The organism is Methylobacterium frigidaeris, from assembly GCF_022179185.1.
In the GTDB taxonomy this organism is placed as follows: domain Bacteria; phylum Pseudomonadota; class Alphaproteobacteria; order Rhizobiales; family Beijerinckiaceae; genus Methylobacterium; species Methylobacterium frigidaeris.
The window spans coordinates 136,559-161,492 of the sequence record NZ_BPQJ01000012.1; the positions used below are offsets into that span (position 1 = coordinate 136,559).

21 protein-coding genes and 2 pseudogenes are annotated in these 24,934 nt (G+C 70.0%); 11 read left to right on the forward strand and 12 right to left on the reverse strand.

Annotated features, from left to right (window positions below; all coding sequences use genetic code 11):
- Positions 1 to 193: 193 nt before the first annotated feature.
- Entirely contained in the window at positions 194 to 1,423 is a 1,230-nt protein-coding gene (locus MFF64_RS14785) for a DUF3095 domain-containing protein (RefSeq protein WP_099905738.1), read from the forward strand.
- A 137-nt stretch (positions 1,424 to 1,560) separates the two neighbouring features.
- Positions 1,561 to 2,640: a hypothetical protein gene (locus MFF64_RS14790; protein WP_099905740.1), complete on the forward strand. Its 1,080-nt coding sequence runs from the start codon at positions 1,561 to 1,563 to the stop codon at positions 2,638 to 2,640.
- A gap of 32 nt (positions 2,641 to 2,672) precedes the next feature.
- Here MFF64_RS14790 and MFF64_RS14795 read toward each other — a convergent pair whose 3' ends face one another.
- On the reverse strand, positions 2,673 to 3,710 hold the full coding sequence (locus MFF64_RS14795) for a YVTN family beta-propeller repeat protein (RefSeq protein ID WP_099905742.1): 1,038 nt from the start codon (positions 3,708 to 3,710) through the stop codon (positions 2,673 to 2,675).
- Between the two features lie 174 nt (positions 3,711 to 3,884).
- Between MFF64_RS14795 and MFF64_RS14800 the strand changes: the two genes are divergently transcribed.
- Entirely contained in the window at positions 3,885 to 5,153 is a 1,269-nt protein-coding gene (locus tag MFF64_RS14800; protein WP_099905744.1) for an OprO/OprP family phosphate-selective porin, read from the forward strand.
- Between the two features lie 187 nt (positions 5,154 to 5,340).
- Here the strand turns inward: MFF64_RS14800 and MFF64_RS14805 are convergent, their stop codons facing one another.
- A complete protein-coding gene (locus MFF64_RS14805; RefSeq protein ID WP_238191335.1) occupies positions 5,341 to 6,588 on the reverse strand; it encodes a L,D-transpeptidase family protein in 1,248 nt (415 codons plus the stop codon).
- A gap of 275 nt (positions 6,589 to 6,863) precedes the next feature.
- Here MFF64_RS14805 and MFF64_RS14810 point away from each other — a divergent pair, with 275 nt between their 5' ends.
- The 3 genes from MFF64_RS14810 to MFF64_RS14820 all read left to right on the forward strand — a co-directional run bounded on the left by MFF64_RS14810 (position 6,864) and on the right by MFF64_RS14820 (position 8,147).
- Positions 6,864 to 7,193 carry a hypothetical protein gene (locus tag MFF64_RS14810; RefSeq protein WP_099899551.1) on the forward strand — a complete coding sequence of 110 codons (330 nt, stop codon included), beginning with the start codon at positions 6,864 to 6,866 and terminating at the stop codon, positions 7,191 to 7,193.
- Between the two features lie 35 nt (positions 7,194 to 7,228).
- On the forward strand, positions 7,229 to 7,783 hold the full coding sequence (speG, locus tag MFF64_RS14815; protein WP_099899549.1) for a spermidine N1-acetyltransferase: 555 nt from the start codon (positions 7,229 to 7,231) through the stop codon (positions 7,781 to 7,783).
- 118 nt (positions 7,784 to 7,901) lie between these two features.
- The gene (locus tag MFF64_RS14820) at positions 7,902 to 8,147 is read left to right on the forward strand and encodes a hypothetical protein (protein ID WP_048445919.1); all 246 of its coding nucleotides are present in this window, start codon (positions 7,902 to 7,904) and stop codon (positions 8,145 to 8,147) included.
- A 177-nt stretch (positions 8,148 to 8,324) separates the two neighbouring features.
- Here the strand turns inward: MFF64_RS14820 and MFF64_RS14825 are convergent, their stop codons facing one another.
- The 3 genes from MFF64_RS14825 to MFF64_RS14835 all read right to left on the reverse strand — a co-directional run bounded on the left by MFF64_RS14825 (position 8,325) and on the right by MFF64_RS14835 (position 12,850).
- Entirely contained in the window at positions 8,325 to 9,281 is a 957-nt protein-coding gene (locus MFF64_RS14825) for a calcium-binding protein (protein ID WP_165795512.1), read from the reverse strand.
- Between the two features lie 281 nt (positions 9,282 to 9,562).
- Positions 9,563 to 11,935, reverse strand: coding sequence for a hybrid sensor histidine kinase/response regulator (locus MFF64_RS14830; protein WP_099899553.1), 2,373 nt, complete (start codon positions 11,933 to 11,935; stop codon positions 9,563 to 9,565).
- Between the two features lie 144 nt (positions 11,936 to 12,079).
- Positions 12,080 to 12,850 (reverse strand): NAD kinase, encoded by a 771-nt coding sequence (locus tag MFF64_RS14835; RefSeq protein WP_238191337.1) that lies wholly within the window; start codon positions 12,848 to 12,850, stop codon positions 12,080 to 12,082.
- Positions 12,851 to 12,971: 121 nt separating this feature from the next.
- Here MFF64_RS14835 and cutA point away from each other — a divergent pair, with 121 nt between their 5' ends.
- A complete protein-coding gene (gene cutA, locus MFF64_RS14840) occupies positions 12,972 to 13,298 on the forward strand; it encodes a divalent-cation tolerance protein CutA (RefSeq protein WP_099899543.1) in 327 nt (108 codons plus the stop codon).
- A gap of 7 nt (positions 13,299 to 13,305) precedes the next feature.
- Here the strand turns inward: cutA and MFF64_RS14845 are convergent, their stop codons facing one another.
- Together MFF64_RS14845 and MFF64_RS14850 are read right to left on the reverse strand one after the other, a co-directional pair.
- Entirely contained in the window at positions 13,306 to 13,980 is a 675-nt protein-coding gene (locus MFF64_RS14845; protein ID WP_099899541.1) for a hypothetical protein, read from the reverse strand.
- 12 nt (positions 13,981 to 13,992) lie between these two features.
- A complete protein-coding gene (locus tag MFF64_RS14850) occupies positions 13,993 to 14,961 on the reverse strand; it encodes an MBL fold metallo-hydrolase (RefSeq protein WP_099899539.1) in 969 nt (322 codons plus the stop codon).
- Between the two features lie 150 nt (positions 14,962 to 15,111).
- On the opposite strand from MFF64_RS14850, the gene ggt reads away from it, so the two are divergent.
- The 4 genes from ggt (at position 15,112) to MFF64_RS14870 (ending at position 20,212) form a co-directional block, all read left to right on the forward strand.
- Complete coding sequence (ggt, locus tag MFF64_RS14855) at positions 15,112 to 16,848, forward strand: gamma-glutamyltransferase (RefSeq protein WP_238191339.1); 1,737 nt, start codon at positions 15,112 to 15,114, stop codon at positions 16,846 to 16,848.
- A gap of 555 nt (positions 16,849 to 17,403) precedes the next feature.
- On the forward strand, positions 17,404 to 18,435 hold the full coding sequence (locus tag MFF64_RS14860) for a glycosyltransferase (RefSeq protein WP_238191340.1): 1,032 nt from the start codon (positions 17,404 to 17,406) through the stop codon (positions 18,433 to 18,435).
- A complete protein-coding gene (locus MFF64_RS14865) occupies positions 18,432 to 19,277 on the forward strand; it encodes a class I SAM-dependent methyltransferase (RefSeq protein ID WP_099901452.1) in 846 nt (281 codons plus the stop codon). Before MFF64_RS14860 ends, MFF64_RS14865 begins: the two co-directional genes overlap by 4 nt.
- A complete protein-coding gene (locus MFF64_RS14870) occupies positions 19,274 to 20,212 on the forward strand; it encodes a GNAT family N-acetyltransferase (protein WP_238191342.1) in 939 nt (312 codons plus the stop codon). Before MFF64_RS14865 ends, MFF64_RS14870 begins: the two co-directional genes overlap by 4 nt.
- A 145-nt stretch (positions 20,213 to 20,357) precedes the next feature.
- Here the strand turns inward: MFF64_RS14870 and MFF64_RS14875 are convergent.
- The 5 genes and pseudogenes from MFF64_RS14875 to MFF64_RS14895 form a co-directional block, all read right to left on the reverse strand.
- Positions 20,358 to 20,696: pseudogene (locus tag MFF64_RS14875) on the reverse strand (undecaprenyl diphosphate synthase family protein); the annotation flags it as partial.
- A gap of 22 nt (positions 20,697 to 20,718) precedes the next feature.
- Positions 20,719 to 21,101, reverse strand: a pseudogene (locus MFF64_RS14880) (hypothetical protein); the annotation flags it as partial.
- A 93-nt stretch (positions 21,102 to 21,194) separates the two neighbouring features.
- On the reverse strand, positions 21,195 to 22,433 hold the full coding sequence (locus MFF64_RS14885) for a Zn-dependent hydrolase (protein ID WP_238191344.1): 1,239 nt from the start codon (positions 22,431 to 22,433) through the stop codon (positions 21,195 to 21,197).
- 108 nt (positions 22,434 to 22,541) lie between these two features.
- A complete protein-coding gene (locus MFF64_RS14890; protein ID WP_099900341.1) occupies positions 22,542 to 23,489 on the reverse strand; it encodes an NAD(P)H-dependent flavin oxidoreductase in 948 nt (315 codons plus the stop codon).
- A 358-nt stretch (positions 23,490 to 23,847) separates the two neighbouring features.
- Entirely contained in the window at positions 23,848 to 24,927 is a 1,080-nt protein-coding gene (locus MFF64_RS14895) for a WcbI family polysaccharide biosynthesis putative acetyltransferase (RefSeq protein ID WP_238191347.1), read from the reverse strand.
- Between the last annotated feature and the right edge of the window lie 7 nt (positions 24,928 to 24,934).

The window sequence follows — 24,934 nt, forward strand, 5'->3', positions numbered from 1 at the left end:
GTCTGCAGCAAACCCCGGACCAAGACTTGGCGCGAGATCCCCTCTCCCACACGGGAGAGGGGATCCCGAGTTGTCTTGTCTCGGCGCACCGCTCTGGACGAACGGGTGCGAAACCCGTCGCACCCTCCTTGCCCGACCCCGCCACGCCCGTCCTCCGAGGAACCGGCGCCTCATCGTCGAACGTTTGGCACGGATGGAACCACTCACGCCCCCGGAGCCCGCCGACGGCTTCCGCTACGCCGACCTCACCCCGGCGACCGACTTCCTCAGCATCCTCGACGACGCGCATTACCGCGCCGTCCCGGCGGAGTGGTGGGTGGCGGTCACCGACGTCGTGGATTCGACCGGGGCCATCGCGGCAGGGCGCTACCGGGCGGTGAACTTCGTCGGCGCGGCGGTGATCGCGGCCCTGCGCAACGCGTTGGGGCGGCGGGAGGTGCCGTTCGTGTTCGGGGGCGACGGGGCGAGCGTGCTCGTGGCGCCCGACGAGGCGGAGGCGGCGAAGGACGCGCTCGCCGCGACGGTGGCCTGGGCCCGGGACGCGATGGGGCTGACCCTGCGCGCCGCCCTGGTGCCGGTGGCGGCGATCCGCGAGGCCGGTCACGCGGTCGAGGTGGCGCGCTACGCGCCCTCGCCGGACGTCGCCTACGCAATGTTCATGGGCGGCGGCCTCGCCTTCGCCGAACGCGCCCTCAAGCAGGGCCTCTACGCCGTCGCAGCGGCGCCCACGGGCACGCAGCCTGACCTCACCGGGCTGACCTGCCGGTTCGAACCGGCCAAGGCGCGCCACGGCCTGATCCTGTCGATCCTGGTGGTCGCGGCCGAGGGCGCCGACCGGGCCGCCGCGCGGGCGACGATCGCCGACGTGGTGCGCCTCGCCGCCGAGGCGCCGACCCGCGGCCATCCCCTGCCGCCGGGCGGGCCTGCCCTGCACTGGCCGCCGGCCGGCTTCGCCCACGAGGTGCGGGCGCGTGGTCCCCTCTGGGGCTCCCTCGGCCTGCGTCGTCTTCACCTCCTCGGCGCGACGGTCATCGCCCATCTGATCTTCCGCCTAGGCTTGCGCGTCGGCGGGTTCTCCGCGCCGCGCTACCTCGACGAGCTGGTGGCGAACGCGGATTTCCGGAAATACGACGATGGCCTGCGCATGACCGTCGATGGCAGCCCCGACCTCGCGGCGCGGATCGAGGCGCGGCTGGTGGCGGCCGAGGCGGCGGGGCTCGTGCGGTTCGGCCTGCACCGCCAGGCCGCCGCGCTCACCACCTGCATCACTCCGGTCGCGGCCTTGCGCGACCACGTCCATTTCGTGGACGGCGAGGACGGGGGCTATGCCCGGGCGGCGCAGGCGCTGAAGGCGAAAGATGCGGCGCGCCACCCCGCGGCCGACGCGAATCCGGGCACCGAATCGGCCCGCACGCCGGTTTGAGGCGAGAGCGTGGCCCTGCAAGGGGCGGGCAGGCGATCGGTCGCAGCCCACCCTTGCGTCAAGAGAAGGGACTTGGTGACCCGATTCACCGTATATCCCCCCTTTCCGAATCGACCTGGAACAGAGCCCCTTTGGAAATGAACGACGCGGTGTGGACGGCTGAGGCGACCGAGAAGGCGGTCGCGCTGTGGATCGAGGGACGTGACCCGGCGGAGATCGCCGGCGTGATCGGCACGACGGTCGCCGATGTGATCGGCCGCGTGGCGCAGGCCGCCCTGGCGCGGCAGCAGGCCAAGGCCGCGGAGAAGGCCGCGGCGGCCAAGGTCGAGCCGGTCACCCGGGTCGAGCCCGTGAAGGTCGAGCCGGTACAGGCCGTCGCCAAGGTCGAGCCCACCAAGGTCGACTTGACCAAGGCCGACCTGACCAGGCCCGAGGCCCCCAAGGCGGCGGCCCCCAGGATCCTGCCTTCCCGCATCCTGACCGCGGACACCGCCCCCGTCGCCGCCAGGCCCGCCCCCGCCAAGATGGCGACCAAGGCGGCGGCGCCGGCCAAGCCTGCTTCGGCCAAGCCCGAGGCTGCCAAGCCCGAGGCCGCGCCGGTCGCCAAGGCGGTCGAGAAGACCTCGGAGAAGCCGGCCGCCAAGCCGGTGCTCGCACCGCCGGCGCCCCGCGCCGAGGCACCGGTGATGAGCGCGCGCGCCCTCGAGGAGGCCACCCGGGCGTTCCTCGCCGCCAACACGGCGCCGTCCCGCAAGCCGGCACCCGCCGCGAAGGCGGCCCCGGTGGCCCGGCCGCCGGCGGCGGTCCAGCCCGCAGCGGCGCGGGCGCAGGCTCCGGTGTCCCGCGCGGTCGAGGCGCCCGCCCGTCCGGTCACGCCGGTCGTCGCGGTGACCGCTCCCGAGACGGCCCCCGCGCCCACGATGTCCGCCCCCGTGGCGTCGGTCCCTTCTCCGGCCGAGACGGCCGAGGGCGGCAGCATCGTCGCGCTGCCGACCTCCCGCCGGGTACCGGCGGTCGCGGCCGATGGCGGCGACGGGGTGCTGTTCCTCAAGGCCGGCCTGCTCGACTGCACCTTCCCGCTCTGGTCCGACGGCGACGGCACGGCGATCGAGTCGAAGCGCGTCTGCGGCTGCCGGGTGCTCACCGGCAAGCGCTGGTGCCGCACCCACTACGCCACGGTGTTCGAGCCGCCGAAGCGGCCGATGCGGGCGGCGTGATCCGAACCAGGGTCCCGCACCGGACCCTGGCGCTATCCAGGCAGCACCACCATCACGTCCGGCTCGCGCCCGGTGGCGAGGTGGCCCTGGACGCGGCGCCCCTCGAGGTCGACGACCGCGATCCGGTCGTCGTCCAGAGCCGCGAAGGCGAGCGGGCTCGACGGGTGGCGGGCGAGCGCCACCGGCGCGGCCTCGAGCGGCACGGCCGCCATCTCCTTCAGGGCGGGATCGAGGAGCGACAGGCTCTTCTCGGCGTAGTTCGCCAGGATCAGGTCGCCCTCCGGGCCGCAATCGACTCTCACCACATCGCCGCGCGTCGGCACGGTGCGGGTCACCGTCATCGCCTCGGTGGCGAGAGTCGTGAGCGTCGCGCTGCGGCGGTTGGCGACGTAGAGGGTCGCCTCGTCGGGGGAGAGCGCGTTGCCCTCCGGCCACAGCCCGGTCGCGGCGATGCGCGGCGCCTCTGCCGGTGCGAAGGGTCGAACCCGGCTCACGGTGTTGGACAGGATGTTGGCGACGTAAGCCGTCTCGCCGTCCCGCGACAGGGAGAAGAGGTGGCCCTTGATGCCGCCGGTCGCCACCGCCCGGTCCGGCCGCTCGGCCCGCTCCGGCGCGTCGAAGCCGAGGAGCACGTCGCGGTCCTCGCTCAGCACGAACAGCCGGTCCTTGGCATCGAGGCGCACGCCGTGCAGGCGCCGGAACGGCCCGCAGGCGATGGTGCGGGCAAGGCGCCGCGCCGCCAGATCGACGACGTAGACCGCGTCGCCCCCCGGCCCCGGCGTGGTCGAGGACTTGGCGCCGTAGAGGGCGGCGTAGGCGCGCGCGCCGGCCCGGTCGACGACGAATTCATGCGGGTACTCCCCCGGCAGCTCGACCCGGCCGGTGCGCCGGCCGCTGGCGAGTTCGTAGAAGCTCAATGCGTGGTCGCCCTTCTCCATCACCAGGAGGGTGTCGGAGCGGCCGGCCTGTCCGGTCTGGGTTTGGCCGGTCTGGGCTCGGGCGTGTCCCGTCGCCAGGGCGAGGGCGGCGAGGCCGGACAGGCAGGTGCGGCGGTCGATGGCGGAGGGCATGCAGGTTCCTCGATCGTCCCCGACACAACCCGGAGGTGACGCAACGGTTCGACCCTGCGTAAGCGTGGCACCGCCGCCACATCGGTCGACGATCAGCGCCGGAACCGTCGAAGGTCGCAGCACCGTCACGTGAGAACGGGCAGGTATCCGGGCATCTGTCGCGAGGATCCGGTCATGCCGCAACTCCGTTCCTGGCCGCTCGCCGCCCTCCTGCTCGCATCCTTGAGCCTACCCGCCGTCGCCATCGAGGGCCCGCCGGGTCCCTTCGGCGAGCGCCTGACCATCGACGAGAAGGGCATCACCCTGAAATTCCCCGATGACGCCGCGACCCTGCGGATCGGCGGGCGGCTGCAGCTCGATTTCGGCACCGGGCGGGTGCAGCAGCGCGGCTTCGGCACGGTGTTCGACACGCCGATCGCCGTGCGCCGCTCCTGGATCGAGAGCTACCTGACCCTCGGCAAGGAGCTCGAACTGGCCTTCCAGTACGATTTCGCCGAGCCGAACCGGCCGATCAACGACGCGGTCGTCGCCTACAAGGGCTTCAAGGATGTCATCGTCGCGATCGGCAACATGAAGGAGCCGTTCAGCCTCGACCAGCTGATCTCCGACAACAACACCCTGTTCACCGAGCGCTCGCTCGCCGACGCCTTCGCGCCGGCCCGCAACTTCGGCTTCGCCATCGGCACCCACGGCGAGCGCTGGACCGCGGTGACGAGCGTGTTCGGCGGCAACATCAACAACGCCGCCATCGGCGACCAGGGCATCGCCTCGACCACCCGCGTCACCTACGCGCCCTACCTCAGCCAGGACGGGTACGACGTCCTGCATGTCGGGCTCGCCGGCAGCTACCGCTCGCTGCCGAACGACGGCAGCGCGCTCACCCTGTCGAGCCGCTCCGAGGCGTTCCTGTTCGCGCGGCAATTCGTGAACACCGGCAGCATCCGCGACGCGGCGAGCATCGGCCGCGTCGGCCTGGAAGCGGCGTGGCAGACCGGGCCGTTCAGGCTTCAAGCCGAGTACATCCTGACGGAGATCGGCCGCTTCGGCGGCGCGCCGTCCTTGAGCTTCCAAGGCGGCTACATCCAGGCGGGCCTGCTCCTCAACGGCAAGGGGCGGCGCTACGTGATCGCCCCGAACTACGCGACCGAGTACGCGGTGTTCGGTGGCGTGCAGGTCGAGGAGGCGCAGCGCGTCAGCCGCGGCGGCACCGGCGTGTTCGAGCTGGGCCTGCGCTACAGCGCCATCGACCTCGAGGACCGCGCTATCCGCGGCGGCATCGAGCACGACTTCACCGCCGGCATCAACTGGTACCCGGACCGCAACATCCGCTTCGTGTTCGACTACGTCCGCTCGCACACCTCGCCCTCGCCGGCGAGCCTGAACTTCAACAGGCGGACGATCGATGCGGATGCGTTCATCGGGCGGGCGCAGCTGTACTGGTAGAAAGAACTGCCGCCTTCGCAAGACAATCGATGACAATCACACCCTCCGCGTCATTCCAGGCTCCGCCTTCTCGGCCCAGGAATGACGCGGAGGATTTTACATTGGCCGAGCACAGCGATCGAGAATCAGGCGCAGCTTATTATCGGCATCGCGACGGCAGCGGGATCCATCTCACAAGACCAACGCCCTACGGCAACGCCGCAAACCGTGCCGTCAGGAACCGGGGCCTGCCCGGCTCGGGCGAGGCCGCGAGGGTGAGCCGGGACGGCTCCTCCGCGAGACGCAGGCGCGAGAACGGCGACGGCTCGGTCTCGATCACCGGCAGCGGCACGAAGGCCGCCGCGACCTGGATCGGGTGGATCGGCGCAGGCGGGCGCCGGCGGGCGGGGATCACCACCACCTCGCGGCCGGCCATCGCCAGGGCCTCGGGCCGGCTGACCTCGCCGAGCCCGGCCGGCACGATGAAGGCCGCGAAGGGGCTCGCCGCCGGGGTGCCGGCGGCCGCGTAGGCGGTGGCGCTCGTCACGGTGGCTGGGCCGGCCATGACGCCTGTGGCAACGCTGAGGGCCGAGGAGCGGCGAAGCATCGCGGTGAAGCTCGGGTGCTGGCCACCATCGGCGTAGGTGGTGCGCACCGCCTCGACGCCGCCCTCGACCAGGGCCTGGATGCGCGCCTCCTCCTCGTTGCGCCGGGCCACCGCCAGGGCCTCGACCGCCGGGTCGGGATAGGGGGTGAAGACGTAGCGCCCGCCCTCGACGCCGACCAGCGGCTCGCGCCCCGTCGCCTCGAACCGGTCCGATCCTTCCTTGAGCTGGCGCCAGAAGGCGATGTGCCGGTCGGTGCGGTGGCGCGCCATCGCACGGGCGGTCATCCGGAACGGGAAGGCCTGGAACTGGAACGCCGCCTGCCCGCCGGCGAGCGCGTCGCGCACCAGCGCGTAGATCTCGCCGACCTGCCGGTCGGTCATCGCGAAGCAGCCGGCCGACGAGCAGGTGCCGTGCACCATCAGGGCCGAGCCGGTGCCGCCATGGGCCCGGTCGTAGGCGTTGGGATAGCCGACGTCGAAGGAGAGGTAATAGGCCGAGTTCGGGTTCAGCTGGCGGGCCGCGACCGCGTAGAACCCCTCCGGCGCCTGGCGGTCGCCGGTGCGGGTCTTGGGCCCGAGCTGGCCCGACCAGCGGCAGATCGGGAAGGTCTTGAGGTGGACGAAGCGGCCATCCGCCGCCCGCTTCCACACCTCGATCTCGGATTCCTGCTTGTAGGCCCGCAGCAGCACCGGCGCCGAGGGCGCCATGGCGCGCGCCGCCATCAGGGCGACCGTGGCCGGCGGCACCGGGGCGAGGTGCTTGGGCGCCGCGCGGGCGGGGAGGGCACCCGCGAGGAGGGCAGCCGGGAGAGCAGCCACGCACAGGATCGTCCGTCCCCGCAAGGCCATTCCCCGTCGCTCCATCGTCAGCTCAGCGATGCCTGCCACCGCAATGTGGCGGTTTTCGCGCGGGAGCCTGCCATGGAAGACTGTCCCGTTTGCGACCGGCACGGGAATTTTTCATCGGGGACGTCCGCGCGTGAGCGGCATTCTCAAGGTTTCGTTAATGTCTTGTTCGCTCCTGGCGCGCAGCATCGACCGTCAAGCCCTGCGAGGGTTCTGCACCACCCCGCGAGGGTTCTGTACCGCCCCGCGAGGTTCTGCATGCCCCACGAGGGCCCCGGATGACGGAGGCTGCCATGCCCGAGACCGGACGACGCTGGCTGCGGCTGGTGGAAGAGGATGCGCAGGACGAGGCGGTGGATGGGCCGCTGCCGGGAGAGGCCGGACGCCAGCGCCTCGCCGCCCTGCGGGGCCAGCTGCGCAACCAGCTCGCGGCCCTGCGGGAGAATCCGGTCTCCGACGAGGCGCGGACGACCCCGGAGGGCGCCGAGGCGGCGGCGTCCCTCGACCGGCTGATTGTCGAGGTTACGCGCCTCGCGGAAGGCTGGGACCGCCTCGCCGCCGCCGTCGCCGCCCTGTCGGCGGGTGACGGGGGGCCGCCGGAGGAGTAGGGTCGGGGCCTCCAACTGGTACCTCTCGAACGACCATGGGCCCGACCATCAAGCTGCGACCGCTGGAACGCGAGGACCTGCTCTTCGTGCACCAGCTCAACAACAACGACAGCATCATGCGCTACTGGTTCGAGGAGGCCTACGAATCCTTCGCCGAGCTGGCGCAGCTCTACGAGCGCAACATCCACAACCAGACCGAGCGGCGCTTCATCATCGCCACCCCGGAGAACGAGCGCGCCGGCCTGGTCGAGCTGGTGGAGATCAACCACCTGCACCGCTCCTGCGAGTTCCAGATCGCGATCCACCCGTCCTTCCAGGGTCGCGGCTACGCCAAGCGGGCGACCCAGATCGCGATGGACTACGCCTTCAAGGTGCTGAACATCCACAAGCTCTACCTGCACGTCGACAAGGACAACCGGCGCGCCTTCGGCATCTACGAGGCCTGCGGCTTCGAGACCGAGGGCATCCTGCGCGACGAGTTCTTCGTCAACGGCAAGTACCGCGACGCGGTGCGGATGTGCATGTTCCAGCCAGCCTATCTCGACCAGCGCGGCGGCGGCGACGTCAACGAGCCGGTGCTGAAGACCTGATCGCTCCCGTTCCTGGGCCTCGGCCGGGGGACGATCCCGGAATGCGGCGGCTCACCTCTGGCGCGCGGCGGCTCCGCTCCCCTATTGAGGGGGCCGATCGGGAGCCCCCAGAGCCTTGCTGCGCGAAACCTACCACATCGAGATCATCGGCCCCGAGGATGCGCCGGTCCAGCGTGCCTCGATCCGCACCGCCGGCCTCGACGCCGCCCGCGAGCGGGCGCTGCGCCTGTTCCGCCGCGCCCGGGTGCCGCAGCGCTCGGGGCCGGCGGCCGAGGCCGTGCGCATCGTGGATGGCGCCGGTACCGAGGTGTTCCGCTGGAGCGTGTGGGACGAGGGGACCGGGCCGGGCCGGGGACGAGGCTGACGCCGGACCGGGCGAGGAGTCGTCGTGCCGGTGCGCGGTGGCCGATCGCGACGGCTTGCCCGCCGAGCGCTCGAGCGGGACCCCGGCGGGGTCGCGGCCGACGACCGCGGCCCCGCTCTGTCATATGCGCTCCGAGGAGCCTGCTCCGGAGCGAATCCGGGTCCGCCCCCGATCCGTTCAGACGAAGAAGCGGTCGTTCACCTGCGTGGCCGTGACGCCTTGCAACTCGATCGCGTTGCCGCCGCCGAGGTCCAGCAGCGCGTAGCCGGCAGCGCTCGTCGACACGCTGTAGGCCTGCCCGTTCAGGGCGATGCGGTCGCCCTGGGCGTAGGAGAAGTCGCGGATGAGGTCCCGTCCCTCGCCGGCCGCGAACACAAAGCGGTCGGCCCCAGCGCCGCCGGTCAGCACGTCGTTGCCGGCATTGCCGGTCAGCGTGTCGTTGCCGTAGCCACCCACGATCGTGTCGTTGCCGTCGCCGCCGTAGAGGAGGTCGCTGGCCAGGCCGCCGGTGATCTGGTCGTTGCCGGCGTCGCCGAACAGCACCACCGTCGACGCGTCGCTGTCGTAACCGATGACGTCGTCGCCGTCGCCGCCATAGACCCAGTCCGAGCCTTCGCCGAGGCTGCCCCGGATGGTGTCGTTGCCGCCGCCGCCGTAGATCGTGTCGTTGCCCTTGCCGCCCCGGATCGAGTCGTTGCCGTCGGTCAGGCTCGAATCCTTGCCGTCGTCGCCGTAGATGACGTCGTTGCCGAGGCCTCCGGTCAGGAGGTCGTTGCCGCGGTTACCGTAGATCGTCGAGGCATCGAGGTCGTTGCCGTACCAGACCGTGTCGTTGCCGGCGCCGCCGTAGACCGTGTCGTTGCCGGTATGGATCGGCGAGGCGCCGCCATCCGTGATGAGGTCGTCGTCGGCCCCGCCATCGACGACATCGTTGCCGAGGCCGCCCAGAAGCGTGTCGCGCCCCGCTCCGCCGGAGAGCTCGTCGTTGCCACCGCCGCCGAAGATGACGTCGTTACCGCCCTGCGCCTGCAGGACAACGCGGTACGGCGCGGAGACGAAATCGAAGACGTCGTCCTGGTCCGTTCCAGTGACGGTGTCGAGATCGCTTCCGGCCACATATTGATAATTGGACATCCCCCACTCCATTCTTAGTATTATGGAGGAGAACCAGTAAAGATCAGATTATGACAAAATTATGAGCAGGATTTAATGCCTCATACGCACGGATCGGGCCGGGACGGGGCGGCCGGATCTCGCGCCCGGCGCACCGGTGCAGGGCGGCAGATGCCGAGGCCAGCGAAGTCGACTTCAGGGAACTCGCGCAGCGCCGAGGTCGCCGCGGCGGGCGGCAGCTTCGGCGAGCGACTCGACTGGCACCCGGGCGGGGCCGGGCGCCGGGGACCGGAGCGCCGGCCTCACCCCCCCTCCGGCCCCGTCCGCGCCGCCAACTCGTCGATCAGCCCCTGCAACGAGGCCGGCACCGCGTCCGGCACCCGCTCGGCGTACATGTTCCGCAGGAGGCGGCCGATCTCGTTCAGGGACAGGCTGCCCTTGACGATCACCCGCTCGGTGTCGCGGCCAAGGCGCTCCTTCTCGGCCGGGGTGATGTCCTTGGCGGTCAGCACCACCACCGGCACGTCCGCGCCGTCCGGCCGGGCCCGGAGCCGGGTGAGGAAGTCGAACCCGTCCATCACCGGCATCATCAGGTCGAGGAGGATCAGGGAGGGCCGGCCCTCGTCGAGGCGCTCGAGTCCGACGGCGCCGTTCTCCGCCTCGTGCACGGTCCAGCCGTCCCGGGCCAGGCTCCGGCGCAGGCGCTCGCGGGCGTCGGAATCGTCGTCGACCAGCAGCACCGTGCCCGGGGCGTCGGACGGGCGGTAGCGCTCCATCAGCCCCTTGAGGTGGTCCCAGTCGATCGGCTTAACCAGGTAATCGGTGGCGCCGAGCGCCCGGCCGAGGCCCTGCTCGTTGACCACCGAGGTCATGATCACCGGGGTCGCGGCGAGCTCCGCGTCGCTGCGGATGGCGTGCAGCACCGACCAGCCGTCCATCCTGGGCATCTCGATGTCGAGGAGGATCGCCCGGGGCTTGAGCGCCCGGGCGAGCGCCAGGCCCGCCTTGCCGTCGCTGGCGGTGCGCACGCGAAAGCCTTCGCGCTCGAGGAAGCGGGAGAGCAGCTCGCGGGCCGCCGGGTCATCGTCGACGAGGAGAACCGTATCGTGGCGCGCAGCCTCCTGCTTCGCCTCGGCGAGCGCCCGCATCTCCTCCGGCGTCGGTTCGTCGTCCTGCGCCGTCAGCACCGCCGGCAGCTGGATAGTGAAGGTCGCGCCCTCGCCGTAGGTCGAGGTCACGGTGATGTCGCCGCCCATGCGCCGGCAGAAGGCGCGGGTGATGGCGAGGCCGAGCCCGGTGCCGCCGAACTGCCGGGTGGTCGATTCGTCGGCCTGGGCGAAGCGCTCGAACAGGCGCCCGCACTGCTCCTGCGTGAGCCCGATGCCGGTGTCGGTCACCGCGAAGGTCAGCCAGTCGGCCCCGTCCTGGTGGTCGCGCCGGGCTGAGAGGGTGATGGTGCCGCCTTCCGTGAACTTTGCCGCGTTGCCGAGCAGGTTGACGAGGCACTGGCGCACCTTGCCCTGGTCCTGGCTCATCGCGCCGATATCGTCCGGGACGTCGAGCACCAGGCGGTTGCGCTTCTTGGCCGTCAGCGATTCGGTCGCCGCCACCACGTCGCCGATCATGTCCCGGACGGCGAAATCCTCCGCCGCCACCGTCATGCGGCCGGCCTCGATCTTCGAGATGTCGAGGACGTCGTTGATGAGGCCGAGCAGGTGCCGGGCCGAGGACTCGATCTTGCGCAGGTCCGGCAGCAGCTCGGCCTGGCCGAGGTCTTCCAGCTCCTCGGCCAGCATCTCCGAATAGCCGATCACCGCCGAGAGCGGGGTGCGCAGCTCGTGGCTCATATTGGCGATGAACTGGCTCTTGGCGCGGTTGGCTGCCTCCGCGGCGTGGCGGGCGCGATCGATCTCGGCCTCGGCCTCCTTGCGGTCGGTGATGTCGACATGCATGCCGACCCACTCGCGCACGCTGCCGTCCTCCGCGGTGACCGGAGCGGCGCGCACCTCCATGTGGCGCCAGGCGCCGTCGCGCCGGCGCATCCGGTACTCGATCTCGAAGGGCGTGCGCGTCTCCACGGCGCGGGACCAGGCGTCGGCGGCGCGGCCTTGGTCGTCCGGATGCACCGCCTCGACCCAGCCCCACCCTTGGGCCTCCTCGTCGCTCTGGCCGGTATAGGCGGTCCAGCGCCACTGCCCGATCGTCAGCTCGCCGGTGGCATCCGTCGACCAGATGATCGCCGCGGCGCTGTCGACGAGGGCGCGGAAGCGGTCCTGGGCGTGGCGCAGGCGCTCCTCGGCGGCGCGCCGGCGGGTGATGTCGGTGTTGGTGCCGTACCAGCGCACGATCTGCCCGGACGCGTCGCGGAACGGCCGGGCCCGGGACAGGAACCAGCGGAAGACCCCGTCGGCCCCTTTCAGCGGGAAGGTGTCCTCCCACGGCTCGCCGTTGGCGAAGGCACGGCGGAAGCGCGCCTCGACCCGCTCGAGATGGTCCGGGTGATGGACGGCGCGCCAGCCCCAGCCCTGCATCGCGTCGAAGGTGGTGCCGGTGTAGTCGTACCAGCGCTGATTGTACCAGACGATGGCACCGTCGGCCTCGGCGATCCAGGCGAGCTGCGGCAGCGACTCGGCGAGGTTGCGGTAATCGTCCTCCCTCAGGGCCGCCTCGCTCATCGGGCGCATCCCCAGGGCAGGGGCGAGGACAGGCGGTCGGGCATCCGGGCGGCTCCGTGGCGAGGCCCTGACGCCGGGCCCGGTGACGGATCTATGCGAACCTGAGCCGCCTTCCAGTGCGCCCCGATGCCCTAAGGTCGGGGATCAGCCGAACTGCTCGCGCAGGATGCGCTCATCCATGCCCTGGCCGGGATCGTGCAGCATCACGAGGTCGGTCGAGCGGTCGAGCTGGGTCTCGACCCGGGCGACGCGGCGGAACTCGGTATGGTCGGCCACCGCCGCCACGGGGCGGTATTCCGGGTCCTTCACCTCGATGCGGATGCGGGCGTGGTTGGGCAGCAGCACGCTGCCCTGGCGCCGCGGCCGGAAGGCCGAGATCGGGGTGAGGGCGATGAGCTGGGACGAGATCGGCAGGATCGGCCCGCCGACCGAGAGGTTGTAGGCGGTGGAGCCCACCGGCGTCGCCGCCAGCACCCCGTCGGCGATCAGTTCGGGCAGGCGGACCTGGCCGTCGATCGAGATCTTCAGCTTGGCGGTCTGGTGGGTCTGGCGCAGCATGTAGACCTCGTTGACCGCCCGCGCCGTGTGGGTGAGGCCGCCGACGTCGGTGACGATCATCAGGAGCGGGTGGACAACGCTGCGCTGGGCCACCTCCAGCCGCTCGATCAGGTCGTCGAGGTGGAACTCGTTCATCAGGAAGCCGACGGTGCCGCGGTTCATGCCGTAGATCGGCTTGCCCGTGCCCATGAAGCGGTGCAGCGCCTGCAGCATCAGCCCGTCGCCGCCGAGGCCCACCACCACGTCCGCCTCCTCGGGCGGCACGTGGTCGTAGCGCTGCATCAGGAGCTCGGCCGCCTCGCGTGCGTCGGGCGTCGGGCTCGCGATGAAGGCGATCTGGTTGAAGCGCCGCGCCATGTGGGGTGTCCCGACCGCCGAAGGAGAGGTCTTGCCGCGCTTGGAGCCCGGGGTCTCCCCGCGTATCCAGGGGCGCGGAGAGCCGCCGGCCCGTCGCCGGCCGCGTCGGGAGAGCCATAGCATGGAGCGTCCGCTTCTCGTCTACACCACCTTCCCGGACGCCGACACGGCGCTCGCACTCGGCGAGGTCCTGGTGCGCGAGCGCCTCGCCGCCTGCCTGAACGTCCTGCCCGGGATGCGCTCGGTCTATGCCTGGAAGGGCGTGGTCGAGCGCGGCGAGGAGGTGGTGGCGCTGATCAAGTCGCGCGAGGCCCTGGCCGAGCCGCTCATCGCGGCGCTGAAGCGCCGCCACCCCTACGAGACGCCCGTGATCCTGACCCTGCCGGTGGGGGCCGAACCGGCGACCCTGGCCTGGCTCGTCGCGGAGACGGGCGGGACGCCGGCCTGACCCCGCCTCACCAGAGCGAGAATTCGGTCGCGAAATCCGTGGTCCGGAGCCGGTCGCAGGCCTCGGCCCGGCAATCGCCCTGCGGCCGGAGGGCGAGGCGGCCCGAGGCCTCGGTCTCGAAGCGCAGCCGTACCGGCGGATCGTCTTCCTTGGTGTAGACGAAGCTGACCTCGAACCGGACGAAGTCGTAGGCCTTGGCGTCGGCGTAGAAGATCGAGTCGCGCGAGACCGCCTCGCCGGGATTGAGGTCCGAGGGCTCGGCCCCGTCGGCCGCGCCGGCGAAGAGCTTGCCCTGGCGCAGGATCACGGTGCCGGGCTCGTCGAGGGTGTAGCCGCGGGCCGCCGCCAGGCTGCCCGCCGGACCGGATCGGTCGGTCGGGGCCGCGTCGGCCCCGAACCGCGCCCGGATGCCCGTGACCGTGTAGACGAGGCCGAGAACCCGCACGCCGGTCTCGCCGACATTGCGGCGGGTGACGGTCGAGCGGATGGCGACGTGGCCGTCGCGCTCGCCGGCCTTGGCGAGGCCGGTGGTCACCGACACCGCCGGCGGCGCCAGGCCCGGCTTGATCCGCGCCTCGTAGATGAAGGTGTAGATGCCCCAGGCCCCGGCGCCGAGGATCGCCAGGGTCTGGACCAGGGTGTTGACGCGGTCGAGGTCGAGGCGGCGCTCAGGACCGGCCATGCGGGGCCGCGCTCAGGCGAAGCCCAGGCCCCATTGCAGCGGCACGAACTCGTAGGCCCCGCCCGACCGGGCGACGTGGCCGGCGGCCGGGAAGGGGGCGTGGTAGAACGCCACCGGCAACCGCTCGTCGGCGATCAGCGCCAGCATCCTGTGGCGGGTGGCGCGCGCCTGGTCGGCATCCATGTCGAACAAAGCCGACCAGTCGGGATGGCGCACGAACAGGGCCGGGTGGTTGGTGATGTCGGAGGCGATCAGGAGCCGGCGGCCGCCGGAATCGAGCCGGAACGAGGTATGGCCCGGAGTGTGGCCGGGCGTGCCCAGAGCGGTGAGGCCCGGCAGCACCTCCTTGTCCCACGCATAGCGCTCGACCTTCAGGCCGCCACCGAAGGTCTTCTGCACGGCGCCGAGCGTGGCCTTCAGGGCCTCTGGCGGGTTGGCGAGGCGGCCGTCATCCATCCAGAAGCGCCATTCGGGCTCCGGCACCAGCACGTGCGCGTTCGGGAAGGTCGGCGTGCCGTCCTTGCGCTTGAGGCCGAGGATGTGGTCGGGGTGGAAGTGGCTGATCACCACCGCGTCGACCGCGCCCGGGTCGATCCCGGCGAGCGCCAGGCCGCGCAACGTCCCGCCGGTGCCGGGCGGGCCTTGATCGGCGAAGCCCGCATCGACCAGCACCCGCTTGCCCCCGAGGGTGAGGAGGAGCGGCGTGAAGGTGATCGGCAGGGTCTCGGTCGGCAGGAAGGCCTGGGCGAGCGCTGCCTGCACCTCGGAGAGGGGCGCGTTGCGCACGAAGCCGGCATCGAGGGGGCGCTTCACCCCGCCCTCGTGCAGGGCCGTCACCGTCGCCTCGCCGAGGCCGTAGCGGTAGACGCCCGGAAGCTCGGCGGCGGGCGCCGCTCCGCCGCCGGCGAGGCCCGGGGCGCTGGTGAGGAACGGGCCGGCGAGGACGCCTCCGGCCATGAGGGTGCGACGGGTCATCGACATGGAGGGCCTCCCTGTGCGTCTTGGCCCCCGCAAGCTAGAGCACGATCGGCGCGAGGGGATAGAGCGCGAGAGGAAAGTCGGCTCCCGCGGTACAGCCGCGCATGGCTGTCGTGTACCGTGGCGGCGACTCACGAACAGGGCAGGACGCTCATGGGCCACAGGATCGCCTCGGTCGGCATCGGTCTTCTCACCGCGTTCCTCGTCGTGGCGGTCCCGCGGGACGCCGCCCTCGCCGCCTCGCGGGCGCCGGTCGCCGCCGAGCACGGCATGGTCGTCACGGCGCAGCACTACGCGACGCAGGTCGGCGTCGACGTGCTGAAGCAGGGCGGCAACGCCGTCGATGCGGCGGTCGCGGTCGGCTACGCCCTGGCGGTGGTCTATCCGGCCGCCGGGAACCTCGGCGGCGGCGGCTTCATGACGATCCAGCGCGCCGACGGTAGCCGGACCTTCCTGGATTTCCGCGAGAAGGCGCCGCTCGCCGCCAGCCGCGACATGTTCCTCGACAGGGACGGGAACGTCGTCAAGGGCCTGAGCACGAAGAGCTTCCTGGCGGTCGGGGTGCCCGGCACCGTGGCGGGCCTCGAGGACGCGCGCGCCCGGTACGGCACGCGGCCCCGCGCCGAGCTGATCGCCCCGGCGATCAAGCTGGCGGAAGAGGGCTTCACCCTCGACCAGGGCGACGTCGACATGCTCGGGACCGCCACGGAGGATTTCGGGAAGGATCCCGCCTCGGCCCGGATCTTCCTGAACCAGGGGCGGCCCTATCGCGTGGGCGACAGGCTCGTCCAGAAAGACCTCGCCGGGACGCTGCGGGCGGTCAGCGAGCGGGGGAGGGACGGGTTCTACAAGGGCGCGGTCGGCGACGCGCTGACGGCGTCGAGCCGGGGGCATGACGGCCTCATCGTCCAGGCCGACCTCGACCGCTACGTCACCCGCGAGCTGCCGCCGATCGAGTGCGACTACCGCGGCTACCGGGTGATCTCGGCCCCGCCGCCGAGCTCGGGCGGGGTGGTGATCTGCGAGATGCTGAACATCCTCGAGGGCTACGACCTGACCAAGCTCGGCTGGGGCTCGGCGCAGGCGGTCCATTACGAAATCGAGGCGATGCGCCATGCCTATCTCGACCGCAACAGCTACCTGGGCGATCCGGACTTCGTGAAGAACCCGGTCGAGCGGCTGACCGACAAGGCCTATGCGGCCAAGATCCGGGCGGTGATCGACCCGCAGAAGGCCGGCATCTCGGCCGAGCTCAAGCCCGGCTCAGCCCCGCACGAGGGCAGCAACACCACCCACTACTCGATCGTCGACTCTCAGGGCAACGCCGTCTCGGTGACCTACACGCTCAACGACTGGTTCGGCGTGCGGATCGTCGCGGAGGGAACGGGCGTCCTCCTCAACAACGAGATGGACGACTTCACCGCCAAGGTCGGCGTGCCGAACATCTACGGCCTGCTTCAGGGCGAGGCGAACGCCGTCGCGCCCGGCAAGACGCCCTTGAGCTCGATGAGCCCGACCATCGTCACCAAGGACGGCAAGCCCGTCTTCGTCACCGGGACGCCCGGCGGCAGCCGGATCATCACGGTGGTGCTGCACAGCATCCTCAACGTGATCGATTACGGGATGAACGTGCAGGAGGCCGCCGACGCGCCGCGCTTCCACCACCAGTGGATGCCCGACGTGACCAATGTCGAGCGCTTCGCCCTCTCGCCGGACACCCGCAAGATCCTGGAAGGGATGGGCCACAGCTTCGGCCCGGCCCAGCCGGCCAACCACCTCGCGGCGATCCTGATCGGCGCACCGACCCTCGGCGGCAAGCCGGTCGGGACGTTTCGCTACTACGGGGCCAACGATCCGCGGCGGAATACGGGGAGTGCGCAGGGGTATTGAGCGGGGCGTGAGGCGGGCGCGCCGTCGGGAGACGTTCTCTCCCGCGACGCGCCGGGCGATTCGCTCGGACATGCGCCTGGTCCAGATAGGTCTGAGGCCCGATCGATGCTGCGTTTCAGTCCCAAGATGCCATTGATATGGACCGAGACCGGTCGGAACCTGGACAGGTCCATTGGGGCAGGACGTAATGGACCGGCCAGGATCATGAGGAGCCAGTCAGGCGAGCGTTTTCCGGCCATTTGAATGAGCGACAGGGCTTCCCGACCGCCTCCGGCACGCGCGGATCTCGCGTCGGGTACGTCAACCGTGGTCGACCCGCCTGGCCTGTCGGGAACGGATTGTATTCTAGACACATGTACCCGGGTGCCCTGGTCATGGGGCTGCGGGTTTGAGCGCCCGAGGCAGTTTGACGCCCATGCGAGCGACGAGCATCGGGCGGCGTCGGGATCACGCGGGCGTTTCGATGATCCTGGCCCGACGAGGAGCGGTTGCTTCTGGCTCTCACCGCCCCAGGTTGCTGCCCGTCGCACCGTCGGCACGGGAGGAACTCGCATTGTGGGCCTGACCGTCGTGAGCGTCGCCTACCCCTTCGCACCCGTCACCGCCGACCCCACGGGGGGCGCCGAGCAGGTGCTGGCGCAGCTCGACCGCGCGCTCATCCGCGCCGGACACCGCTCCCGCGTGGTCGCGCAGCAGGGCTCCACCACCGCCGGCGAACTGCTCGCCGTGCCGGCCACCGACGGCGACATTGATGAAGCGTGCCGAGCCGCTGTCCACAACCGCGTGCGCGCAACCCTCGCCGACGAGGTTCGCTCGGGACAAGCGGACCTCGTCCACTTCCACGGCGTCGACTACGCCAGCTACATGCCGCCTCCCGGCGTGCCCACCCTCGTCACCCTGCACCTGCCCATCAGCTGGTACCCGCCCGAGGCGCTCGGCCCAGATCGCCCGTCGACCTGGCTCAATCCCGTCTCGGCGGACCAAGCGCGGCGCGCCCCACCCGGCGTCCGCCTACTGCCACCGATACCCAATGGTGTCGACACGGACGCCTACCGTCCCGGCCCGACTCGTCGCTCGTACGCGCTGGTTCTCGGCCGCGTCGCCCCAGAGAAGGGATTCCACCACGCGCTCGATGCCTCACGCCTGGCTGGTGCCCGCCTGCTCGCGGCCGGGCGGGTATTCCCGTACCCAGCCCACCGCCGCTACTTCGCCGAGGAGGTCGTCCCGAGGCTCGACGCGCGTCGCCGCTTCGTCGGGCCAGCCGAGGGGCCGGCCAAGCGGCGCCTGCTCGCCGAGGCGCGCTGCGTGCTGATCCCCTCCACTGTGCCCGAAACCTCCTCGTTGGTCGCCATGGAGGCGCTGGCGAGCGGCACCCCGGTGGTCGCCTTCCGCGCCGGCGCGCTGCCCGAGATCGTCGAGCACGGGGTCACGGGCCTGATCGTTGATACGGTCCAAGAGATGGCCGCCGCGATCGCGCGGGTCGGGGAGATCGACCCGGCCGCGTGCCGGCGCGCAGCGTGCGAGCGCTTCCCCCTGAGCCGCACTGCCGCCACCTACCTAGGGCTCTACGCGAGGCTGGCGGCATGAGCGAGCGCGAGATCCTCGAGCAGTGCACCCGCGGCGAGATCTCGCCGCAGGTCGCCCTCTCCCGCCTGCTGCTTGCGGGGATGGAGATCGACGTCGAGTGGCTTGCGCGGGAGGCTGCCGCGCGCCCCGAGGAGCCGCGGCTCACCGCGGTGGCGCAGCTGGCCGCGCGCCACCGCGGGCGCTTGGGGGCGCTCAGCCGGCTGGTGCGCTCGGGGCTATGGCCGGGCGTCGACGATGTCCTCGCCGCGACCGCGGCGCTATTCGACCGCCTGGCCGAGGAAGCGCCGGAGGCGGGGGTGGCCTTCTACTCGCTGGGCGACCCCGACGAGCTCGCCGCGGCGACCGCGGAACTCGTGGAGGTGATCCGGGCCTGGTCCTCGCCCGCGGGGCGGCGTGTGCTGGACTTCGGCTGTGGGGTCGGGCGGGTGGCAATCGCACTGGCTGGGGAGGCACAGGAGATTCTGGGTTTGGACCTGTCGGTCCGCATGGTTGCCGAAGCCCGGCGGCGGACGGGTGCGCGCAGCAACCTGCGGTTCGAGCAGGGCGGGGCGGGCCGCCTGCCCATCGGTGCCGGCGAGGTGGACCTGCTGATCGCGGCCGACAGCCTGCCCTTCGTGGTTCACGCGGGGGCCGTCGGGAACTTCGTGGCGGAGGCGGCGCGGGTACTGGCGGGCGGCGGCGACCTACTGGTGTTCAACTGGTCCTACCGCGGCGAGCCGGCGCGGGACGTCGCCGAGGCGCGGGCGTTGGCCGAGGCGTACGGCTTCGAGGTGCTGCGGGCCGACGAGCGGCCGTTCTCGATCTGGGATGGAGCCGGCTTCCACCTGAGGCGGTCGTCGTGACGCGGGAGGAGCACTGGGCGCTGTGGCGGGGTGACCCACGCGCCACGCCGTTCCAGTCTCCGGCCTGGCTGGAGGCCTGGTGGACGCACCTGGGCGGCGGGATGCGCCTTGATGCGGAGGTGCGCGATCCCAGCGGGCTCGTGGCGGCGCTGCCGCTGTTCGTATGGCAGGACGGCGGGGTGCGCCGGCTCGTGCCGGTCGGGGCCGGGCACAGCGACTACTGCGACGCGCTGGCGCTGCCGGGCACGGATATGGAGCGGCTATGGGGAGAGATCCTCGGCTCGTCTGAGTGCTGGGACGAGGTGCTGCTGCCCGACCTGCGGGTCGACTCGCCCCTGCTCGGCTCGGTGCCCAGCGGGTGGGTGGCGATCGACGAGGAAACGGAGACCTGCCCGGTGCTGCGGCTGCCACGGGAGGGCTCGCCGCTCGCGGCGCTAACGCGGACGCAGCGCCGCAAGGTGGTGCACGACCGCCACCGGGCCGGGCGTCTGGGCGGGGTCGAGGAGGAGCTGGTGGCCGCCGAGCAGGTCGGGGAGGTAGTGGAGACTCTGTTTGAGCTTCACCGGACCCGGTGGGAGCGTGTCGGCCAGCCCGGGGTGCTCTGGGATCCCCGCGTGCTGGCGTTCCACCGGGGGGCAGCGCCGGCGCTGGCGAGCGCCGGGCTGCTGCGGATGTCGGTTGTGCGCCATGACGGGGCGATCGTGGCGGTGGTATACGGGTTGGCGGACACCCGGCAATGGTACTCCTACATCAACGCCGTCGATCTGAGCGTGAGCGGGCAGAGTTTCGGCACGTTGGCGTTCGCGTGCCTGATCGAGGCAGCGGCGGCAGCGGGGGCGGGCGAGTTTCACTTCCTGCGCGGAGAGGAGGCTTACAAGTACCAGTGGGGCGCGGAGCCGCGCCGCACGGTGAGGCGCGTGGTGCGGCGGAGCTGAGAAGAGTTCCTCGGGCATCTTCGTGCTTGGTGGAGGCGATGATATGAGGAGCACGCGCCCGCCGCTGGCTCCATACGCCATCCTTACGCGAACCGAGCGGAGAGGGCGAGGAACGGCCACCACGGACCGTTCCACCCCCTCCCGCCGCCGGCAGCCCGCCGAACCGGCGCTGCCGGCCACGGAACGCCGTCATCGCCGCGGCAAGCTCCGCCTCGCGGAAATCCGGCCAGGGGCAGGGCGTGAAGTGCAATTCGGCACAGGCGCTCTCCCAGAGCAGGAAATCGGAGAGGCGCTGCTCGCCGCTGTTGCGGATCACGAGGTCGACCTCCGGGGCGCCGTCGGGGGCGACGAGGCGGCCGAACTCCTCACAGGTGGTGTCGGGCCCGGCCGTGCGGGCTGCGGCCAGGATCGCGTCCCGGGCCGAGTGGTCGAGGGCGATGCGCAGTGCAGGCGGGTGCTCCACCAGGCCGGCCTCCTCCAGCACCTGGAGGTGGCGGCTGAGATTACAGCGACTCCGGAGCAAGGCGCGCCAGCACCGGGAGCAGCAACGCCCCGGCGACTCCGGGCGGCAGGAACGCCTCGACGGCGTTGAGGATCATCGCGTCGGCGAGGCCCGGATGGTGCCGGCGGCGCGCCCGCATCTCGGCCCCGATCACCGCCACGAAGAGGAGCGCGGTGGCGATCCAGCCGGAGAGAAAGGTGAGGGCCGGGCGGTCGGATCGTCGAGGACGAGTGCCTGCAGGCTCGCGGTGGCGAGAGCCGGGGCGCCCGTGAGGGCGAGCGCGGAGGGGCCGCAGCCCTGGAAGGCGGTACCGGCGGCGACCTGGCTTCGGATCGCCACGATGTCGGCCAAGACCCTGTCGAGGTCGGCCCGGTCGAGGTCACGCATCGGGGAGCTCGCATCAACTTTCTGATGCAAGGCACGCGAATGCGCAAAGCCGCGCAAGCGGATTCGGGCGGTCTCGCGACCGCCCGACCGCGCCTACCGGTTGGCCCGCGCCAGGGCTGCGTGGAGCAGGAGATTCACGCCCGGCAGGGTCGGCTCCAGGGCGATGTCCTCGGCCTCGTTGTGGGTGATGCCGTCCCGGCAGGGGGTGAAGATCATGCAGGCCGGGGCGACCCGGGCGACGTGGTAGGCGTCGTGGCCGGCCTGGGAGCGCAGGTCCATGGTCGGGACGCCGAGGCGGTCCGCGGTCTCGCGCAGGAGGCCGATCAGCCCGTCATCGAAGGAGAAGACGCCGAAGCCCCATTCCTCGGCGATGGAGATCTGCGTGAGCGAGCGGGCGGCGCAGTCGGGCAGGGCGGCGCGCAAGGACGCCTTCATGGTCTCGAGGGTCTCCAGCTTCGGCGCCCGCATGTCGATGAACAGCTCGGCGTATTCCGACAGGGTGCCGGGCAGGTTCGGCACCAGGTCGAGCCGGGCGGCGGTGGCCTTGGCGTCGGTGTCGGCATGCGCCCAGCCGATATCGTTGACCGCCACCGCCACCATGGCGGCGCCGACGAGCGCGTTGTGGCGCTCGCTCATCGGGGTCGGGCCGGTATGGGCGGTGGCGCCCTCGACGGCGATGCGCATGCCGCAGCTCGGATAGCCGCCGGTGACGATGCCGACCGGCACGCCCGCCCGGTCGAGGGCCGGGCCCTGCTCGATATGCAGCTCGAAATAGGCGTCGATGGTGCGGCCGCCGACGGGTTCGGGTCCGCGATAGCCGATGCCGTCGAGGGCGTCGCCGAAGCGGATCCCGTCGCGGTCGCGCCGGTTCTCGACCCAGTCCGGCGTCGCCTGGCCGGACCAGGCCAGCGAGCACAGCATCGGCGGCGAGAAGCGCGCGCCCTCCTCGTTGGTCCAGTTCACCACCTCGATGCTGCGGCGCGTCGCGATCCCGAGGTCGTCGAGGGTCCGTAAGACCTCCAGCCCCGCGAGCACGCCGAGGATGCCGTCGAAGCGCCCGCCGGCCCATTGCGTGTCGAGGTGGCTGCCGATCACCACCGGCGGCAGGTCGGGTTCGAGCCCATCGCGCCGCAGCACCATGTTGCCGAGCCCGTCGATGGTGAGGGGATAACCGCCTTCGGCCGCCCAGGCCTTGAGCTGGTCGCGCATCACCCGGTCCGGCTCGGTCAGGGTCAGGCGCCGCAGGCCCCCCCGGGGCCCGGTGCCGATGCCGGCCGATACCATCAGGGTGTCCCAGAGCCGGTTGCCGTTCACGGAGAGGTTGGTGGTCATCGCTCAGGCCTCACGCATTACGTCGGGGGATTGCGCGCGCCAGGATGCGAGGGCCGTGCCGGACGGACAAGCGCTGGATGCAGGGGTGGGGCGTGCGGGAGGGCGCTATCAAAGCCGCGCCCGCGCCGCCGCGTATTCGGCCTTCAGCCGGTCGATCACCACGGCGGTCGGTGGCGCGTCGTCGATGGTGCCGACGCCCTGGCCGGCGCCCCAGATGTCGCGCCAGGCCTTGGTGGTGCCCGAGCCGAAATTCATCTTGGTCTTGTCGACCTCCGGGAGCGCATTGGGGTCGAGGCCGGCGGCGGTCACGCTGGGCTTGAGGTAGTTGCCGGGCACGCCGGTGAAGTAGGGGGTGTAGAGGACGTCGGCGGCCGTCGTGCCGACGATCATCTCCTTGTAGGCCGGCGCGGCATTGGCCTCCTGCGTGGCGATGAAGCGGGTGCCCATATAGGCGAGGTCCGCCCCCATCGCCTGGGCGGCGAGGATCGCGTCGCCGGTGGTGATCGCGCCGGACAGGATCAGCGGCCCGTCGTAGAAGCGCCGCACCTCGCCAACGAGGGCGAAGGGCGAGAGCGTGCCGGCATGTCCCCCGGCTCCGGCGCACACCAGGATCAGCCCGTCGACGCCAGCCTCCAGCGCCTTCTCGGCGTGGCGCACGGTGGTCACGTCGTGGAAGACGAGTCCGCCCCAGCCATGCACCGCCGAGACCACCGCGTCGGGGGCGCGCAGCGACGTGATGATGATCGGCACCCTATGCTTCCCACAGACCATCAGGTCGTGCTCCAGCCGGTCGTTCGAGGCGTGGATGATCTGGTTGACGGCGTACGGCGCGACGATCCGGTCGGGATCCGTCGCCTTGGCTTCTTCGAGCGCCGCAGTGATCCGGGTCAGCCACTCGTCCAGCGCCTCCTTGGGCCGGGCGTTGAGGGCCGGGAACGAGCCGACGATACCGTTCACGCACTGGGCGATGACCAGCTCCGGCCCCGAGACGATGAACATCGGCGAGGCGATCACCGGGAGGGCGAGGGCGTGGCGGAGGCTCTCGGGCAGTGACATCGGCGGCGTGGCTCCCAGGGCATTGTTGGGGCTCGGCATTGCACCGGCTGCCAGCACGGTCAACGGCCGACTCGGCAATGCCGGGGCCGATTACCGCGGGACGGTAGGCCTGTGAACCGAGGCGTCCTCAAGCCACAATCCGATAGACCTATGGTGCACCGTACCACGGCCGACGATGCACGCTCAGATGCGATCTTCAACCCGATCTTGGGCCTGCTGTTCTCGACCACCCGAGTACGACCACGATTGGCACGAACATAGATCGCCAACGTATCACTATTTCGGTACATTGGTGAATGTCAAATCTATATCAACCCAATGATACGCATCGCTCGGCTGAGAAACAGCAGGACAGAAACTAGATCAAACTCAAAAAATCGATAGTACCATAATCATGCAATACAAGCCGCCCTTGGTGACTTGAGCCCAAATCGTCCCTTCCAACAGCATCGAAGGCATCAAACTCCCGACTAATCATTTGGTAAAGATTATATGTACTGACAGGATCATCTCCCACAGTACCCGGCTTGAAATTATATGATCCAGGATATTTAAGATTCAAATGCATACTTATTTCAGGATATACTGGAAATATCGCCGAACCAGCGAGATAGTTCATCGAAAATAGCGCACCTTTATGGAAGCCGCTTTGCTTAATATCTAAATTATGCTCCAACCAAGCGGAAATTCTTTGGCAGTATAAATCAAACATAAAAGATGTTGGATGATTAACAGAGAAAAAGGTAGGATGTTCGCGATAATTTTCCTGTAAAATATCCGAAAATTGCACGTCTATATTTTGCTCACGCAGCTTAAGTTCTTCGATCGATTTTTCCGCAACATCAAAATAACCGATTATCTTATATACTTTCTCTGTATAAAGCCTGAAGGCCTCGGCCACATTGTATCCGCGCAAATATGCCAGCAACGCGAGCTTGCTGTGATAATCGCCGAGCGGCCCATCGACTCTCTTTGATAGTCCGCCGATATACGTCAAATCAGGATGGAGGCCAGAAAAATACATGTTTGCGATACGAACTAATTTGGTGCTTTTTACGTAATTACCTATTTTTTCCGATGAAATTTCTTCGTACTGGTCCGACAGAGGAACAGTCAGAACAACATCATATTTATCAATATTAGATACAAGATTGTTGATATGATCTTTGTTGTCGTGCGGGAGAAGATGGACTCCGAACCCATCGAAGACGATGTCATCAGAATACATGCTCATCATGTGCTTGATAGGCTGGATTTGACAATTGCTAATTACAAGCCCACGTCTCATATCAAACTCCCTTGTTGCAGGATCACGTTTCTTAACCGCTCTTCGGCTCAGGGCACGATCTGATGCTCCTGCGGCCGAATGGCTACGCGGCGGACACGCACAGAATCGGCGAGACCGTAAGCACGCAGCCCTTGCAAGGGCACGTAGCATGCAGGCT